This is a genomic window from Streptomyces sp. NBC_00996 (assembly GCF_045162675.1).
Lineage (GTDB): Bacteria > Actinomycetota > Actinomycetes > Streptomycetales > Streptomycetaceae > Streptomyces.
Genome location: NZ_CP108723.1, coordinates 3,226,657 through 3,242,635, shown reverse-complemented (window position 1 = coordinate 3,242,635; position 15,979 = coordinate 3,226,657). Strand labels below are relative to the sequence as shown.

Sequence of the window (15,979 nt, the reverse complement as noted above, 5' to 3'; positions counted from 1 at the left end):
GGCCGTCATCCGAGTGGGGGCCTGAGCGCCGCGGCCTCCCGCGCCAGGGCCTCGATCCGGCCCCAGTCCCGTCCCGCGATCGCGTCCTGCGGGAGCATCCAACTCCCGCCCACGCAGCCGACGTTGGGAAGCGCCAGGTACTCCGGCGCGGAGGCCGGACCGATGCCGCCCGTCGGGCAGAACCGCGCCTGCGGCAGCGGGCCCGCCAGCGATTTGAGATACGCCGTACCGCCCGCTGCCTGCGCCGGGAAGAACTTCATCTCGCGCACGCCCCGCTCCAGCAGCGTTACGACCTCCGACGTGGTGGACACCCCCGGCAGGAACGACACCCCGGACGCCTGCATGGCATCGAGCAGCCCGTCCGTCCAGCCCGGGCTGACCAGGAAGCGGGCGCCCGCCGCCACCGAGTCGGCCACCTGCTGTGGTGACAGGGCCGTGCCCGCGCCGACCACCGCGTCCGGCACCTGGGCCGCGATCGCCCGGATCGCGTCCAGCGCGACCGGCGTCCGCAGCGTCACCTCGATCGCGGGCAGCCCGCCCGCGACCAGCGCCCGCGCCAGGGGTACGGCGTCGGCGGCGTCCGCGACCACGACGACGGGGACCACGGGGGCGAGATCCAGTACGGAGGCAGACGAAGGCGAGGGCAGTGGCGAACTCATACGCCTCATCCTGCCCGGGGTGTGCAGCATGCGCAAAGGATGTTGCACATGCTGCAATGAGTCTCGGGTGGCCCCGCGTCAGGCGGGACGCCACACCTTGATCGAGCAGCGCTCGCGGAGCGGACCGCGCCCTTGGTCACCCTTGGTCGAGTCGCACGCGCGGCGCGCCACGACCTCGGTCGAGTCGCACGCGCGGCGCGCCACGACCTCGGTCGAGTCGTTTTCGCGGAGCCGCCGCAACGCCGGCCGGGCCGCGCTCGCGACCCGTAACGCCGCGCTCGCCGCTCGCGGCGTGGGCCACGACCTCGGTCGAGTCGTTTTCGCGGAGCCGCCGCAACGCCGGCCGGGCCGCTCTCGCGACCCGTAACGCCGCGCTCGCCGCTCGCGGCGTGGGCCACGACCTCGGTCGAGTCGTTTTCGCGGAGCCGCCGCAACGCCGGCCGGGCCGCTCTCGCGACCCGTAACGCCGCGCTCGCCGCTCGCGGCGTGGGCCACGATCCAGGTCGAGTCGCCCTCGCGGAGCCGCCGCAACGCCGGCCGGGCCGCGCTCGCGACCCGCAAAGGGGGAGTACTCAGTGGATCTCCGTCACCACCACGTCCAGCGCCCACGGCCTGCCCGCCTTACCGGGAGCCTCCGTCTCCACCGCGTACCCGAGGTCCCGCAGCGCCTCCACCAGCTCCGCCGGGCCCTTCGGCGCCGCGCCCGCGCTGAGCAGGCTGCGTACGATCTTGCCCTTGGTCGCCTTGTTGAAGTGGCTGACGACGGAACGCTTCTCGACCCCGTTCACCAGCTGGGAGTGCAGCACCCGCACGGTCGCCGTCCGCCCCGCGAGCTCGCCGTTCGGCTTCCACGCCGACGCGTACGCCGAGGACCGCAGGTCCAGCACGAGCCCGTCGCCGGCCGCCTCCGGCAGTGCGGTGGCCATCGGTGTACGCCAGTGCGCGCCCAGGGCCCCGAGCCCGGGCAGCTTGACGCCCATCGAGCAGCGGTACGAGGGGATCCGGTCGGTCACCCGGACCGCGCCCCACAGCCCCGAGAAGACGAGCAGCGAACGCGCCGCCCGCCGCTTCGCCGCCGTGTCCAGGGAGGCCAGGTCCAGGGAGTCGTAGAGGACGCCCGTGTAGATCTCCCCGGCCGGGCGGGCGCCCGCCGTCCGCAGGTCCACGTTCTTCGCGACCTCGCCGCGCAGGCCCTCGCTCAGTCCGAGCACCTCACGGGCCTTCTCCTCGTCGGCCGCGCACAGCTCGACCAGCTCGTCGAGGACCGCCTGCCGCGCCTCGGTGAGGCCCGGCAGGGACAGCGACTCCAGCTTCAGCGCGGTTCCCCGGCCGGAGGGCGCCTTGCCTTCGGAGGGCGGCAGCAGCACGAGCACGGTGTGGTTCTCCTAACGGTGGTGTGGCCCGGCGCCAGCCTAAGCGTTCGGGGTGCCGGGTGAATTCGGAGTGCCCCGCGGCCTCCGGGTGCCAGGCGCACTCCGGGTGCCAGGTGAACCCGGGGTGCTGGGTGAACCCGGGGTGCTGGGTGAACCCGGGGTGCTGGGCGCACTCGGGGTGCTGAACCCGGGGTGCTGGGTGAACTCGGGGTGCTGGGCGCACTCGGGGTGCTGGGCGCACTCGGGGTGCCGGGTGAACTCGGGGTGCTGGGCGCACTCGGGTTCCCGGGTGAACTCGGGGTGCTGGGTGAACTCGGGGTGCTGGGCGCACTCGGGGTGCCGGGTGAACCCGGGGTGCTGGGTGAACTCGGGTTCCCGGGCGCACTCGGGGTGCCGGGTCAAGGAGCGCGTCCTACGCTCGCCCTATGCCTCGCCGCCACATCCGTGTCACCGGTGCACCGGAGGCCCCCCTGCGAGCCGCCCTCCGCGCGCTGCGGACCGGGCTGGGGGTGTCGGAGAGCTTCCCGCCCGACGTCCTCGCCGAGGCCGCGCGGCCACCCCGGCTGCCCTCCTACGACGCGACGGACATCCCCCTCTTCACCATCGACCCCCGGACGTCCACCGACCTCGACCAGGCGATGCACCTCGAGCGCCGCGAGAGGGGCGGCTACCGCGTCCGGTACGCCATCGCCGACGTCGGCGCCTTCGTCGCACCGGGCGGCGCCCTGGACGCCGAGGCCCACCGTCGCGCCATGACCCTCTACTTCCCGGACGAGAAGGTCCCGCTGCACCCGACCCAGCTCTCCGAAGGGGCCGCCAGTCTGCTCCCGGACCAGACCTGCCCGGCCGTGCTGTGGACGATCGACCTCGACTCGGACGGCCGTACGGAGGCGACCGACGTACGCCGTGCCCTCGTACGCAGCCGCGCCAAACTCGACTACACGCACGTGCAGAAGCAGATCGGGGAGGGGACGGCGGACGAGCCGTTGGCCCTCCTCAAGGACATCGGTCAGGCCCGTGAGCGACTGGAGGTCGAGCGCGGCGGCATCTCGCTGAACGTCCCCGAGCAGGAAATCGTCGATGAGAACGGGGCGTACGAACTCGTCTACCGCGCCCCGCTCCCCGCCGAGCACTGGAACGCGCAGCTCTCCCTTCTCACCGGGATGGCGGCGGCCGAGCTGATGCTCTCGCACGGGACGGGGATCCTGCGTACGCTGCCCGCCGCCCCGGACGGCGCGGTGGGCCGGCTGCGCCGTACGGCCAAGGCCCTCCGCATCGACTGGCCGCACCATGTCTCGTACGCGGAGCTCATCCGCTCCCTCGACCCGCACTGGCCGCACCACGCGGCCTTCCTCCAGGAGTGCACGACGCTGCTCCGCGGCGCGGGCTACACGGTGTTCCGGGACGGCGCCCTCCCGGAGGTCACCTCCCACTCCGCCGTGGCCGCGCCCTACGCACACTGCACGGCCCCTCTGCGCCGCCTCGCCGACCGCTACGCCTCGGAGCTCTGCCTCGCGGCCGCCGCGCATCAGCCGCCCCCCGAGTGGGTCCTCGCGGCCCTCGACGCCCTCCCCGGACAGATGGCCGACGGCGCCCGGCGCGCGGGTACCGTCGAGCGCGAGTGCGTGGACATCGTGGAGGCCGCGCTGCTCAAGGACCGCGTGGGCGACATCTTCGAGGGCTGCGTGGTCGACGTACAGGAGCACGAACCCACCGTCGGGACCGTGCAGTTGGAGTCCCCGCCCGTCTTCGCCCGCATCGCGGGCGGCACGTCCCGGCTGCCGCTGGGGGAGCGGTTGCGGGTACGGCTCACCCAGGCGGACCCGGGAGTGGCGAAGGTGCTGTTCGCGCCCGCGTGAGAGCGGAAGCGAGCTCGTCGGGTCGTCCGCGTGCAGGCGCTCGAGACGTACGGGCCGCTCCCGTCCCAGGAAGGTGACATGCCGTACTGGGGCGGTGAGTTCGAGGGTGACGTCGGTCTGGGCGCCGAGGGCCAGGCCCAGTTCGCTCTCGGCCGGTTCGTGGGTGGTGCGCAGTAGGCGGCGGACGGCCGCGATGTGGGCAAGGGTCACACCTCCGGCGTTCCGCACCACCGGGCCAGCGCGTGGACGAGTGCTTCCTGCGAGTCCCCCGTGTGCTCGGCGACCGTGCCGTCCGTGTCGTCCGCCGCCCACGCCGTGATTCCGTCCGGGCGTACGAGCAGCCCCGCCAGCGCCGGTCGGCCGGGGCAGGCGGAGGTGACGACGTCCAGCCGGTCGCCGTACCCCTCGGTGCGGGCCCGGAGTTTCGGGTCGTCGCAGAGGTCCAGGAGCAGTGCTCGGCCACCGTGGAGGAGGTCGGCGAGGCGGCGGCCGTCGGAGAGTTCGAGGTCGGGTGCGCTGCGGCCGGTCAGAGGGTGGCCGCCGGGAAGGTCGTACCGCTGCCAGACGCCGGAGATCTTCTTGACGAGATATGTGGTGCCGGTGACCGTCTCCGCCAGGTCCGTGACGACCTCACGCAGGGCGCGGGAGTGCGACTCCGGGCGCATCAGCGCGATCTGGGCCCGCGTCCAGTCGAGCACCCACGCGCCGATCGGATGCCGCTCCGCCGTGTACGAGTCCAGCAATCCCTGCGGCGCCCGCCCGCGCACCACCGCGGCGAGTTTCCAGCCAAGGTTCATCGCGTCCCCGATACCCAGGTTCAGTCCCTGCCCGCCGAACGGTGAGTGCACATGCGCAGCGTCGCCCGCGAGCAACACCCGGCCCGCGCGATAGCTGGTCGCCTGACGGCAGTTGTCGGTGAAGCGGGTCACGGAGTGCACCTTGGTCACCGTGACGTCCACCCCGGAGACATGTCGCAGGCTCGCTTGCAGCTCCTCGGCGGTCACGGGCGTCTCGCGGTCGGCCGGCGGCCCGTCGAACTCGACGGTCAGGACGCGGCCGGGCATCGGGCCGTGGACGTACGTCCCGACGTCCGTCGTGTTCCAGCCGTCCTTCAGCGCTTCGGAGCCGGTCATCTCGACGATCGCCTGATAGCCGGTGATCTCCGGCGCCGTGCCTGGGAACGCGAACCCGGCGAGCTTGCGGACCGTGCTGCGGCCGCCGTCGCAGCCCACGAGCCAGCCCGCGCGAATGTCCTCCGGCGCGGACCCGTCCGTACGCAAGGTGTGCACGGTCACCCCGTCGGGGCCCGCCTCGAACCCGGTCAGCTCCACGTTCCTGCGCAGCTCCACGCCCAGCCCGTCCGCGCGCTCCGCGAGCAGCCGTTCCAGGGCCGCCTGCGGGACGAGGCCGACTTCACCGGCGGGGCCGATGTCCGCGAAGGCCGGGTCCGACTCGTCGAACAGACCGGCTTTCAGCATGATCCCGGCGAAGTGCCCGGCGAACTTGGGCGGCGGGGGCGTCGATTCACCGCCGCCGCGTGCCTTGAGGAACCCCCGGAAACCGCTCAGCGCCCGCTCCTGCACCTCGGCCAGGGCGGGCAGCATCCCCCGCCGGTCGAGCGCCACGGCACTGGGCATGTTGATGGCCGCCGCCTTGATCGTCTCGTCCACCTCGGGCAGCCGCTCGACGACGAGCACCCGGGCCCCGCCGAGCTGAAGCTCGCAGGCCAGCAATAACCCGACGGGCCCGGCGCCGGCCACCACCACGTCGTAGTCGATGTCGATGACGGTGCTCATGGATGTGTCCAGCTCTGTGTCCACACGTCTGTGTTCATGACTTTAGTGTAGTCACTAAAATTTTATGTCCGCTATAGTTTTCCCGTGATGGAGAAGGCGTCGGTGGACGAAAGTGCTGAACTTCCCCTGCGGGAGCGCAAGAAGCGGGCGACGCGGCAGCGGATCTCGGACATCGCCACGCCGCTGTTCGTCGAGCGCGGCTTCGACCATGTGACCGTCGCGGAGATCGCCCGGGCCGCGGGCGTATCGGCCATGACCGTGTTCAACTACTTCCCGCGCAAGGAGGACCTCTTCCTCGACCGCATCCCCGAGACTGTCGAGATGTTCACCGCGGCCGTACGGCGGCGCGGGCCTGGCGAGACCCCGCTCGCCTCGCTGCGTCGCCTGGCACTCGAACTCCTCGACCAGAGGCATCCGTTGTCCGGGGTCGACGACGACTTTCCGGCCTTCTGGCAGGTCGTGATCGACTCGCCGGCGCTGCGGGCGCGGGCCCGTGAAGGCGTCGAGGAGGTCGAGCACGCACTCGCGGACGCCCTGCGGGAGACGGCCGAGTTCCGTGACCCGCACCTCGTTGCCGCCCTGACCGTCGCCGCGTACCGCTCGGTCTACGTCACCTCGGCGCGCCGCCTGCTCGCGGGGGAGCGTGCGGACGATGTCGCCGGGGACCACGCGGCACGACTGGGTGCCGCGTTCGACGCGCTGGAGCGAGCCGTCTCGCCCGCTCTCGACGACTGAGTTCTCACCCGCCCGGTTGTGGGCGACGGCTGAGTCCACCCACCCAGTGCGAGCCGACTGAGTCCTCATCCGTCCAGTCGCGAGCAGCTCTTCACTCTGTCTCGATCCTTGACGGCTAACGCCGTTAGCCATACCGTCGTGGCTAACGGCGTTAGCTGGACGCCTGCGGTCCAAGGAGACAGCCATGAGCACCCACACCGTCACCCCCTCTCGCCCCGTCTTCCCCACGCTCCGCCGCATCGCCTGGCTCACCGGCGCCCTGTTCTGGTCCGCGTTCGCCGTCCTCGAAGCCGTGAACCACGGCTGGGTCGCGGGCACACTCGCCCTCGCGTTCTTCGTCCTCCCGGACCTGACCTTCCTCGTCGCCCTCGACGACGCGCCGCGCATGGCGAAGGGACAACTCCCGCCCCGCGCGGTGCCGTACTACAACGCGCTGCACCGGGCCCTCGTCCCCCTCGCTCTCATAGGGCTCTACACGGTCGGGCCCGTGGCCTGGGCCCCCGCGTTCGCGGCCCTGTGCGGCTGGCTCGCCCACATCTCGTACGATCGCGCCTTCGGATACGGACTGCGGACGAAGGAGGGCTTCCAGCGTGGCTGAACGACCGACCGCACGATCTGCACGCTCCGCACGGTCCCAGGAGATCGTGACGGCCGCCCGGACCCTGCTGGAAGAGTCGGGCCCCGCCGCGCTCACCATGCGGGCCCTCGCCGAGCACCTCGGTATCAAGGCCCCGTCCCTCTACAAGCACTTCCCCGACAAGCAGGCGGTGGAGGTCGAGCTGATCGCGCAGATGCTCACCGAGTCCGCCGAGGCGATGGAGGCCGCCGCCGCGCGCGAGCCCGGCTCGCTCCCCGCGCTGGCCGAGGCGTACCGCGCGTACGCCCTCGCCCACCCGCACCTCTACTGCCTGGCCACCGAGCGCCCCCTGCCGCGCGCGTCCCTCCCGGCGGGCCTGGAGGACCGGGCCGCCGCGCCGCTGATGCGGGCGTGCGGAGGCGATCTGGACCTGGCCCGCGCGACCTGGGCTTTCGCCCACGGCATGGTGATCCTGGAGATCCACGGGCGTTTTCCGGACGACGCGGATCTCGACGCGGCATGGAAACGGGGAACGCGGGCGTTGCACCCGTAGGCGTACTGCCCAAGGCCATTGACCGCCGGGCGAGGCGCGAGCGCACCAAGCAGTAACCGGGGGAGGGGAGGCGACCGTGAGCGGGACCGTACGCGAAGAGGCCCGTTGGACGCGGGCCACCCTCGGCCGTGACGGCCGGCCCCTCGACCTGCTGACCGCCCGCTTCGACACGTTCCGCTACGCACCGCACGCCCACGACGAGTTCACCATCGGCGTCTGCGTCGGCGGCTCCGAGATCATCGACTACCGCGGTGGCCGCATCCACACCGGCCCCGGCTCGATCGTCGTCCTGGCCCCCGGCGAGATGCACACCGGCGGCCCGGCCGCCTCCGACGGCTTCGCCTACCGGGCCCTGTACGCCGAGCCCTCCCTGCTCACCGAGGGCACCCTGGGCGGCCTCCCGCACTTCCGCGAACCCCTCCTCGACGACCCCGAACTGGCCGCCGCCCTGCGCACCGCACACACCGAACTGAGCGTCTGCCCCGACCCGTTGGAGGCCGAGTCCCGCCTCCCGTGGCTGTTCACCGCCCTGGCCCGGCGCCACTCCACGGCCCGCCCGGCCTGCGACACGGTCCCCGGAGCGGCCCACATGGCCCACGCCGTACGCGACCGCCTGGCCGACGAACTCCAGGCACCCCCCTCCCTCACCTCCCTCGCCACCGACCTGGGCCTGTCCCGCTACCAACTCCTGCGCGCCTTCCGTACGACGATGGGGATACCGCCGTACGCCTGGCTGGCCCAGCACCGGGTGAACCGGGCCCGGGGGCTGCTGGAGTCCGGGCTGCGACCGGCGGAGGTGGCCTCGCTCGTGGGCTTCGCGGACCAGGCACACCTCACCCGCTGGTTCCGCCGGGTGCTCGGGGTGACTCCGGCGGCGTATCGCGCGAGCGTGTCGCCGCGGGCGTAACGCACGAGCGTGTCACCGGCGGCGTAGCGCAACAGCGTTCAAGACACCTGACGCCGACGCGGCCGAAACTGCCCGCATGACTGCACGTGGCTGGTTCCTGTTCTCCCTGATGGGAGTGGTCTGGGGCATCCCCTACCTGATGATCAAGGTGGCGGTGGACGGCGTGTCCCCGTCCATGGTGGTGTTCACGCGCTGCGCGGTGGGAGCCGCGCTGCTGCTCCCCTTCGCGATACGCCAAGGCGGCCTGACCCGGACCGTACGAACCCACTGGCGCCCCATGCTGGCCTTCGCGTGCATCGAGATCATGGTCCCCTGGTGGACCCTCACGGACGCCGAGCGCCACCTGTCCAGCTCCACCGCGGGCCTGCTGATCGCGGGCGTGCCGATCGTCGGCGTCGCCGCGGCCCGCCTCTTCGGCGACACGGAACGGCTCGGCGCCCGCCGCATGGCAGGCCTGGCCCTGGGCCTGTCCGGCGTCGCGGTCCTCACCGTCCCGCACCTGACCGGCGGCGACGCCCGCTCCCTGGCCGAGGTACTGCTGACGGTCGTCGGCTACGCGACGGCACCGGTGATAGCCGCCTGCCACCTCAAGGACGTACCGTCGCTCCACCTCACCGCCCCGTGCCTGGCCCTGGCGGCGCTGGTGTACGCGCCCGCAGCGGCGGCCACCTGGCCCGCCGAGGTGCCGTCCGCCGAGGTCCTGTCGGCCCTGGTTGGCCTGGGCATCATCTGCACCGCGGTCGCCTTCGTGGCCTTCCTGGAACTGATCAAGGAGGCGGGCCCGACGAGGGCGACGGTGATCACGTACGTCAACCCGGCGGTCGCGGTGGCGGCGGGCGCGCTGTTCCTGGACGAAAGCCTGACGCCCGGCACCCTCGCAGCCTTCACCCTCATCCTGGCGGGTTCGGTCCTTGCAACGGCGACGGCCGGACCGAGACGGGCCACACGCCCGGTACCATGGTCGACACGGCAGACGAGCCGGGCGGACGGCCGCGTGGAGGTCCTTGTGGACCTTCCCGAGGAACGTCCGGGCTCCACAGGGCAGGGTGGTGGCTAACGGCCACCCGGGGTGACCCGCGGGACAGTGCCACAGAAAGCAAACCGCCGGGGGCTTCGGCCCTCGGTAAGGGTGAAACGGTGGTGTAAGAGACCACCAGCGCCTGAGGTGACTCAGGCGGCTAGGTAAACCCCACCCGGAGCAAGGTCAAGAGGAGCCGCTGTAAAAGGTGGCTCTGCGCGGACGTTCGAGGGCTGCCCGCCCGAGTCCGCGGGTAGACCGCACGAGGCCGGCGGCAACGCCGGTCCTAGATGGATGGCCGTCTCCCCGGCCGCCGTGAGGCGACCGGGCGACAGAACCCGGCGTACAGCCCGACTCGTCTGCCGCCACCTGCGGCTTTGCTTGAGGAAGGGCCTCTGACCTGCGTCGGAGGCTCTTTTCGATCTTTCGGGGGCTTGCCGCGTCAGGCGGCGAAAAGTCCCTCGGAAGTCCCTTGGACAGAGCTGAAAGTCCCCTGAAAAGTCCCTGGGGCCGAGGGGCGGGCGAGGCCTCTGGGCTGGGCGTTCGGGACTGCCGTCGGAGCATGGCGCTGGAGCCGCAAGCATCGGGGCGGCGTTGGCCGGCGAGATTACGCGGCCTCGGCATTGGCCGTCATGTCGGCCCGCGCAGCCCATTTGGCGCGGGCTGCGGTGAGCCGGGGGTACATCGCGATCGAAGGAAGCTGAGCCGACCGGGTGCCGGGAAGCTCGGCCTTTCCGCCATCATCGGGGGCATGCAAAAGCTTGAGGCGCATGAGATGCCCCTGCACAAGGTGTTCAGCAGTGACTACGACTTTCAGATCCCCGACTACCAGCGCCCCTACGCGTGGCAGGAGGAGCAGGCGGTTCAACTGCTGACAGACCTGCAGGAAGCCCTGGACCGAGGGACGGACGAACCGTACTTCCTCGGATCTGTCGTGCTCGTCAAGAACGGAGGGGCTCCGAGGGCGGACGTGATCGACGGCCAGCAGCGCCTCACGACCCTGACCATCCTCCTGTCGGTCCTGCGTGATCTCACCGAGGATCCGGAACTGCGCGGCGACCTCGACAGGCTGGTGATGGAGCCGGGCGCCAAGATCCGTGGGCTCGCGCCGAGACCGCGGCTCACCCTGCGCAGTCGCGACGCGGACTTCTTCGGGAAGTACGTGCAGACGAAAGACGCGGTAGGCACTCTGCTGACGCTCAAGGAGGACGCCCTGCGCACCGATGCGCAGAAGGCCATTCTCCGCAACGCGACAGTCCTGTACCGCAGCCTCTCGGCTTCGCCTGAGGAGGACCGGCTGAGGCTGGCTCAGATGCTCGCCGAGCGGACGTTCCTGGTCGTCGTCAGTACCCCCGACCTCGACAGCGCGCACCGGATCTTCAGCGTGATGAACTCCCGGGGGTTGGACCTGTCCCCGACCGACATCTTCAAGTCGCGCATAATCGGCGATCTCGGACCGGAGGCGTCCGACGAGTGCGCCACCGTCTGGGAGGACGCCGAGGAGATGCTCGGGCGCGACGACTTCGCCGAGCTCTTCCTCCATCTGCGGATGATCTTCGCCAAGAAGCGCGCTGAACAGGAACTGCTCAAGGAATTCCCGGAGCAGGTGCTCAGCCGCTACCTTCCCGGCAAGGCCGAGGTCTTCGTCCACGATGTCGTCCGACCGTACGCCGACGCGTACGGCAGGATCCGGGAGGCGCGTTACGAGTCGGCGTCGGGTGCGGACGCGGTCAACGCCTGGTTCCGGAGGCTCCAGCAGGTCGACAACTACGACTGGCGACCCGCCGCTCTCTGGGCGTTGCGCCACCATGAGCACGACCCGGTCTGGCTCGACGCGTTCATGCGGGCGCTGGAGCGGCTGTCGGCAAGTCTGTTCATCCGCCGCGAGTACACCACCCCTCGGGTCAGACGCTATGCCGAATTGCTCCGGCAACTCGATGATGGACAGGGTCTCGATTCCCCCGCCCTCGAGCTGACGGATGACGAGAAGGCGGACACCCGCGCCAGGCTCGACGGCGATCTCTATCTCGTCGGCAAGATCCGCAAGTACGTGCTCCTCCGCCTCGATGAGTTGCTGGCTCGTGGGCAGGGGGTGACCTACAACCATGGGCTCATCACCGTCGAGCATGTCCTGCCGCAGAACCCGGGGTCCGGGTCGCGGTGGACCGCATTGTTCGACGAGGAGCAGCGCGCCCGGTGGACGCATCGCCTCGGCAACCTGGTTCTGTTGAACCGTGCGAAGAACTCGGCCGCCCAGAACTACGACTTCGCCGAGAAGAAGGCCAAGTACTTCACCGGCCGCGGGGGAGTGGTCCCCTTCGCGCTGACGAGCCAGGTGCTTCAGCATGCCGAGTGGACCCCCGGGCTGCTGGGGGCGAGGCAGGACGAACTGATCGGCGTGCTCGCTGAGGAGTGGCGTCTGTAGGTACGGGGCGGGAGGCTTCGCGTTCCTCCGCTTGCCGCTCCCAGTGATTTCCAAAGAGTTCCAATGACTTCCATTCTTATGGGCGCCTGGGCTATGGTCATTCACAGCTCACGGCCCACACGTCACGCCGACTGCACCGTGGGGCCCGTGCCCCTCACGCTGCGCGGCCTCCGTACGCCTGTCCGACCGCCGCCTCCGCAGCCGTCGCTTCCACGGGAGTTCACTTCATGCCCGAATCCGTCGATTCCGCTCCGGAGCCGTCCCCCGCACAGCAGTCCGCCGGGCAGCCGGCGGCCCCCGGCACCCTCGCTCTCCTCATCGCCGAACGGCTCGCCGCCTCGGATCTCGACGAGGGCGCCAAGGCCGTCCTGCTCACCGCCTTCCAGGACGACGGCCCGGTTCGCGGACGGATGCCGGGCGCCTATCTGCAGTCCGTCACAGTCAGCGGATTCCGCGGCATCGGCCGGACCGCACGCCTCCCGCTCACCCCCGGCCCGGGGCTCACGCTGGTCACCGGCCGCAACGGCTCCGGCAAGTCGAGCTTCGCGGAAGCCACCGAGATCGCGCTGACCGGCGACAACGCCCGCTGGCGCGGCCGCAGTGACATCTGGCGCAGAAGCTGGCGCAACCTTCACCACGGCCAGGAACCGCAGATCGCCGTGGAGTTGCGCATCGACGGAGACCCGGAGTCCGCCACCGTGCTGCGCACGTGGCACGGAGACGACGTCGCCGACTCCGCCGCCGAACTCGACCGGCCCGGCCACGACCCCGTTCCCCTCCCGGACCTCGGCTGGCAGGAGGACCTGGCGACCTACCGTCCCTTCCTGTCGTACTCAGAACTCGGCCAGGTCATCGGCGGCAAGCCCAGCGAAATGTACGACGCCGTCGCCTCCATCCTCGGCCTGGAACAGCTCGCCGCCGCCGACAAGCGGCTGCGCGACCTGTCCCGCGAGTACGACGCGCCCGCGAAGGAGGCCAAGGCCGAACTCCCTGCCCTCCTCGCCCTGCTGGACAACACCGACGACCCCCGCGCCCAGGCCGCCCGTTCCGCACTCGACGGGCGGCGCCCGGACCTCGCGCGGGCGGCCGAACTGGCCGCCGGGACCGGTGCGGCGGACGAGTCGCTCCTGTTCGACCTGCGCCGCCGGAGCACCCTGGCCGGACCCGACACCGAGGCGGTGGCCACGGCTGTGGCCCGGCTGCGCGAGACGATCGCCGCCGCAGAGGACCTGCGGGGCACCTCCGCGGAGGACGCGCTGCAACGCGCCGAACTCCTCGCCCGCGCTCTCGCCCACCACCGCGACCACCCCGACCTCGGTACCTGCCCCGTATGCGGTGGAGCGGCACGGCTGGACGAGGACTGGGCGCTGGACGCGGCCGAGCAGGAACGCCTCCTGCGTGCCGAGGCCGAACAGGCCCTCACCGCACGCCGGGAACTGCACGCGGCCGGCCAGGCCGTCCGTGATCTCGCCGTGCCGCCTCCGGGCTGGCTGCCGCCCGAGATCGCCGCCGCCTGGGACGACTGGCTGCGGTGCCGTACCGTCTCCGAGCCGGCCGCACTGGCGTCCGTCGCGGAGAACACCGCACGGACCGCGGCCGACGCCGCGCGTCTCACCCGTCAGGAGGCCGCGCGGAGCCTCGCCGAGCAGGACGACGCCTGGCGTGACGCCGCACGGGCGCTCGCGGCCTGGCTGGACAAGGCACACGCCGCCGAGCGGGCGATCCCGAGCCTGGCCCGCGTCAAGGCCGCCCAGAAGTGGCTGAAGGCCGCCCATGACGAGATCCGCGCCGAGCGGATGCGGCCCATCGCCGAGGACGCCCAGCACATCTGGTCCAACCTGCGCCAGCAGAGCAACGTCGCCCTCGGCCCGATCCGTCTCGGCGGCTCCGGTACACAGCGCAAAGTCGCTCTCGACGTGACCGTCGACGACATCGACGCCCCCGCACTCGGTGTGATGAGCCAGGGCGAACTGCACGCCCTCGCCCTCTCCCTCTTCCTTCCGCGCACCTTCCTGCCGGAGAACCCTTTCCGGTTCCTGGTCATCGACGACCCGGTGCAGTCCATGGACCCCGCCAAGGTGGACGGCCTCGCCCGCGTCCTCGCACTCCTCGCCGAACACCGCCAGGTCGTCGTCTTCACGCACGACACCCGCCTGCCGCAGGCCCTGAAGTACCTGCGGCTGCCCGCCACCGTCCTCACCGTCGACCGCCGTGAGCACTCCGCCGTACGCGTCCGCTCCGGCGACGACCCCGTCAAGCAGGCCCTGTACGACGCGAAGGCGCTCGCCAAGACCCGCGACCTGCCCGGCGACGTCGTAGCGCGGGTTCTGCCCGGCCTGTGCCGCACCGCACTGGAGGCCGCCTTCCTCGAACCGGCCCGACGCCGGCTCCTCGGTACGGGACTGCCGCACGCCGAGATCGAGCAGCGCGTCGCCAAGGCCCACAAGCTCACCGAGCTGGCTTCCCTCGCCCTCTACGGTGAGACCGACCGGGTGGGCGAGGCCATGACCGACCTCACCCGGGCCTACGGCCAGCAGGCCACCGACCACATCCGGTGGTGCAACAGGGGCTCCCACGAAGCCGTGCCCGTGGACGACGTGGAGGAGATCATCCGCCGCACCGCGGACCTCGCGAAGGCGGTGCGATCCCTGTGACCACGATCCGCCCGGCCACACCCGTCCCGTCCGCCCGCCCGCCCCGGCTCCCCGCGGCCCTCCCGCCTCCGCCGCCGTCCACCTCGACCCCCGAGGAACTGCTCGCGGGCGCGGACCGGTTGCTCGGCACGGCCACCGCCTCCACCACCGGCGTCTGGCCGCGCGCCGTGGCACTCCTGCTGCGCCATGCCCTCGAAGAGGCCCTGCGCCGCTACTGGCAGGCCCGCAAACCGCAGCTGGCCCGCTGCGCGCCGCACGCCCAGGCCCTGTGCCTGGAGTCCTACGCCGACCCCGACACGGCCCGCCGCTGGTCGGTGACCTGGGCCGGCCTCAGCCGGGCCTGCCACTACCACGGATACGAACTGGCTCCCACGCAGGTGGAGTTGTGTGCGTGGCGGGACGACGTCGAGCGGGTGATCGAAGCTTTGGCGCCCCGGACGCAGTGACGGATCCCGGTCGGGCCGCAGGTCCGCCGCGCGGGGCAGGCGGCGGACGCCGGTAGACGGGGGCGGTACGGAACGGGGCGCCGGGGAGAGGAGGCGTGCGCGGTTCCCCACCTCGACCGCACTCGCACTGCCGTCATACGCGTATTACGATGCCTTCATGGCGAAGGCGCGCATCACCATCAGCTTGGAGCAGGACCAGGCCGAACGCATCAGACAGCACGCGGAGCGGGTGGGCATGGACGTATCGGCCTACCTGGTGCATGCCGCAACGCGCCAGATGGCCGAGAGCGATGCCATAGAGGAACAGTTCGCCGAGGTGGACGCGCTCATCGCCCGGGCGGAGCAGGCAGCGGGTGTGCTGCCCGCCGAACCCGCCCCGGAACCGCACGCGGAACTGACGGAGCAGGAACGCCGCGAGGTGGAGGAGGCCCTGGGTCTCGTCCAGGGCAGGGACCGGCAGGGCCGCCGTCCGGGACACGCCGCGTGAGCGCACGGGTGCCGGTCTACGACACCGGCATGCTCATCGCACTCGCGGACCGCAAGGCCAAGGCGGTGGCTCTCCACGAGGGACTGCGCACGGTCCCGCACCGGGCGCTGGTGCTCGGACCGGTCCTCGCCCAGGTGTGGCGCCCCCAACCCGCACTGGTGCACGCCCTGTCCGGCGTCCTGAAGGACTGCACGGTCCCTCAGGCCCGTACGTCCGAGCCGCCCATGCGGGAGACGAAGGCGGGCCGTCCGGAGTGTCTGGCCTGCGCGACGGGCCCGGACCTCGCGGACTGGCGGCGCATCGGCACCGCTCTGGGGCGGGCGGCCCTGCCGGCGAAGAAGCGGCCGGACGCGGTGGACGCCTGGGTGGCCCTGGCAGCGGCCCGACACGGCAGCGCGGTGATCTTCACCACCGACCCGGGGGACATCCACGCCTACCTGACGGTCCTCGCGCCGACCGACGTGCACGTGGTTGCCGTCTGACGACCGGC

General features: G+C 71.6%; 15 protein-coding genes, 1 other RNA gene and 1 pseudogene. 13 read left to right on the top strand and 4 right to left on the bottom strand.

What is annotated here, in order from left to right:
- Positions 1-5 precede the first annotated feature (5 nt).
- The 3 genes from eda to OG390_RS15230 form a co-directional block, all read right to left on the bottom strand.
- Positions 6-659 carry a bifunctional 4-hydroxy-2-oxoglutarate aldolase/2-dehydro-3-deoxy-phosphogluconate aldolase gene (eda, locus tag OG390_RS15240; protein ID WP_406168284.1) on the bottom strand — a complete coding sequence of 218 codons (654 nt, stop codon included), beginning with the start codon at positions 657-659 and terminating at the stop codon, positions 6-8.
- A 572-nt stretch (positions 660-1,231) separates the two neighbouring features.
- The gene (gene yaaA, locus OG390_RS15235; RefSeq protein ID WP_406168282.1) at positions 1,232-2,032 is read right to left on the bottom strand and encodes a peroxide stress protein YaaA; all 801 of its coding nucleotides are present in this window, start codon (positions 2,030-2,032) and stop codon (positions 1,232-1,234) included.
- Positions 2,033-2,071: 39 nt separating this feature from the next.
- Entirely contained in the window at positions 2,072-2,434 is a 363-nt protein-coding gene (locus tag OG390_RS15230; RefSeq protein WP_406168281.1) for a hypothetical protein, read from the bottom strand.
- Positions 2,435-2,457: 23 nt separating this feature from the next.
- Here OG390_RS15230 and OG390_RS15225 point away from each other — a divergent pair, with 23 nt between their 5' ends.
- Together OG390_RS15225 and OG390_RS15220 are read left to right on the top strand one after the other, a co-directional pair.
- Entirely contained in the window at positions 2,458-3,891 is a 1,434-nt protein-coding gene (locus OG390_RS15225) for an RNB domain-containing ribonuclease (protein ID WP_406168279.1), read from the top strand.
- Between the two features lie 30 nt (positions 3,892-3,921).
- Positions 3,922-4,068, top strand: coding sequence for a hypothetical protein (locus tag OG390_RS15220; RefSeq protein ID WP_406168277.1), 147 nt, complete (start codon positions 3,922-3,924; stop codon positions 4,066-4,068).
- 29 nt (positions 4,069-4,097) lie between these two features.
- Here the strand turns inward: OG390_RS15220 and OG390_RS15215 are convergent, their stop codons facing one another.
- Positions 4,098-5,687 (bottom strand): FAD-dependent monooxygenase, encoded by a 1,590-nt coding sequence (locus OG390_RS15215; protein ID WP_406168275.1) that lies wholly within the window; start codon positions 5,685-5,687, stop codon positions 4,098-4,100.
- Between the two features lie 87 nt (positions 5,688-5,774).
- Between OG390_RS15215 and OG390_RS15210 the strand changes: the two genes are divergently transcribed.
- The 11 genes and pseudogenes from OG390_RS15210 to OG390_RS15160 all read left to right on the top strand — a co-directional run bounded on the left by OG390_RS15210 (position 5,775) and on the right by OG390_RS15160 (position 15,971).
- Entirely contained in the window at positions 5,775-6,422 is a 648-nt protein-coding gene (locus OG390_RS15210) for a TetR/AcrR family transcriptional regulator (protein ID WP_406177677.1), read from the top strand.
- A 184-nt stretch (positions 6,423-6,606) separates the two neighbouring features.
- The gene (locus tag OG390_RS15205; protein WP_406168273.1) at positions 6,607-7,020 is read left to right on the top strand and encodes a DUF4260 family protein; all 414 of its coding nucleotides are present in this window, start codon (positions 6,607-6,609) and stop codon (positions 7,018-7,020) included.
- Complete coding sequence (locus tag OG390_RS15200) at positions 7,013-7,552, top strand: TetR/AcrR family transcriptional regulator (protein ID WP_406168271.1); 540 nt, start codon at positions 7,013-7,015, stop codon at positions 7,550-7,552. The genes OG390_RS15205 and OG390_RS15200 overlap by 8 nt, the downstream gene beginning before the upstream one ends.
- A 76-nt stretch (positions 7,553-7,628) precedes the next feature.
- Positions 7,629-8,459, top strand: a complete 831-nt coding sequence (locus OG390_RS15195; protein WP_406168269.1) for an AraC family ligand binding domain-containing protein — start codon at positions 7,629-7,631, stop codon at positions 8,457-8,459.
- 76 nt (positions 8,460-8,535) lie between these two features.
- Positions 8,536-9,315, top strand: a pseudogene (locus OG390_RS15190) (DMT family transporter); the annotation flags it as partial.
- A 118-nt stretch (positions 9,316-9,433) separates the two neighbouring features.
- Positions 9,434-9,839, top strand: an RNA gene (gene rnpB, locus OG390_RS15185) — RNase P RNA component class A.
- A gap of 200 nt (positions 9,840-10,039) precedes the next feature.
- Positions 10,040-11,902, top strand: coding sequence for a DUF262 domain-containing protein (locus OG390_RS15180; RefSeq protein ID WP_406168267.1), 1,863 nt, complete (start codon positions 10,040-10,042; stop codon positions 11,900-11,902).
- A 227-nt stretch (positions 11,903-12,129) separates the two neighbouring features.
- Positions 12,130-14,556: an AAA family ATPase gene (locus OG390_RS15175; protein WP_406168265.1), complete on the top strand. Its 2,427-nt coding sequence runs from the start codon at positions 12,130-12,132 to the stop codon at positions 14,554-14,556.
- On the top strand, positions 14,553-15,002 hold the full coding sequence (locus OG390_RS15170) for a hypothetical protein (RefSeq protein ID WP_406168264.1): 450 nt from the start codon (positions 14,553-14,555) through the stop codon (positions 15,000-15,002). The genes OG390_RS15175 and OG390_RS15170 overlap by 4 nt, the downstream gene beginning before the upstream one ends.
- A 157-nt stretch (positions 15,003-15,159) precedes the next feature.
- On the top strand, positions 15,160-15,489 hold the full coding sequence (locus OG390_RS15165; RefSeq protein ID WP_383245133.1) for a hypothetical protein: 330 nt from the start codon (positions 15,160-15,162) through the stop codon (positions 15,487-15,489).
- Positions 15,486-15,971 carry a hypothetical protein gene (locus OG390_RS15160; protein WP_262057842.1) on the top strand — a complete coding sequence of 162 codons (486 nt, stop codon included), beginning with the start codon at positions 15,486-15,488 and terminating at the stop codon, positions 15,969-15,971. Before OG390_RS15165 ends, OG390_RS15160 begins: the two co-directional genes overlap by 4 nt.
- Positions 15,972-15,979: the final 8 nt, after the last annotated feature.

Coding starts and splice junctions, on each gene's coding strand:
- OG390_RS15215 (WP_406168275.1), bottom strand. CDS start 5,687: ATGAGCACCGTCATCGACATCGACTACGACGTGGTGGTGGCCGGCGCC.
- OG390_RS15165 (WP_383245133.1), top strand. CDS start 15,160: ATGGCGAAGGCGCGCATCACCATCAGCTTGGAGCAGGACCAGGCCGAA.
- OG390_RS15225 (WP_406168279.1), top strand. CDS start 2,458: ATGCCTCGCCGCCACATCCGTGTCACCGGTGCACCGGAGGCCCCCCTG.
- OG390_RS15180 (WP_406168267.1), top strand. CDS start 10,040: ATGGCGCTGGAGCCGCAAGCATCGGGGCGGCGTTGGCCGGCGAGATTA.
- OG390_RS15210 (WP_406177677.1), top strand. CDS start 5,775: ATGGAGAAGGCGTCGGTGGACGAAAGTGCTGAACTTCCCCTGCGGGAG.
- eda (WP_406168284.1), bottom strand. CDS start 659: ATGAGTTCGCCACTGCCCTCGCCTTCGTCTGCCTCCGTACTGGATCTC.
- OG390_RS15175 (WP_406168265.1), top strand. CDS start 12,130: ATGCCCGAATCCGTCGATTCCGCTCCGGAGCCGTCCCCCGCACAGCAG.
- OG390_RS15205 (WP_406168273.1), top strand. CDS start 6,607: ATGAGCACCCACACCGTCACCCCCTCTCGCCCCGTCTTCCCCACGCTC.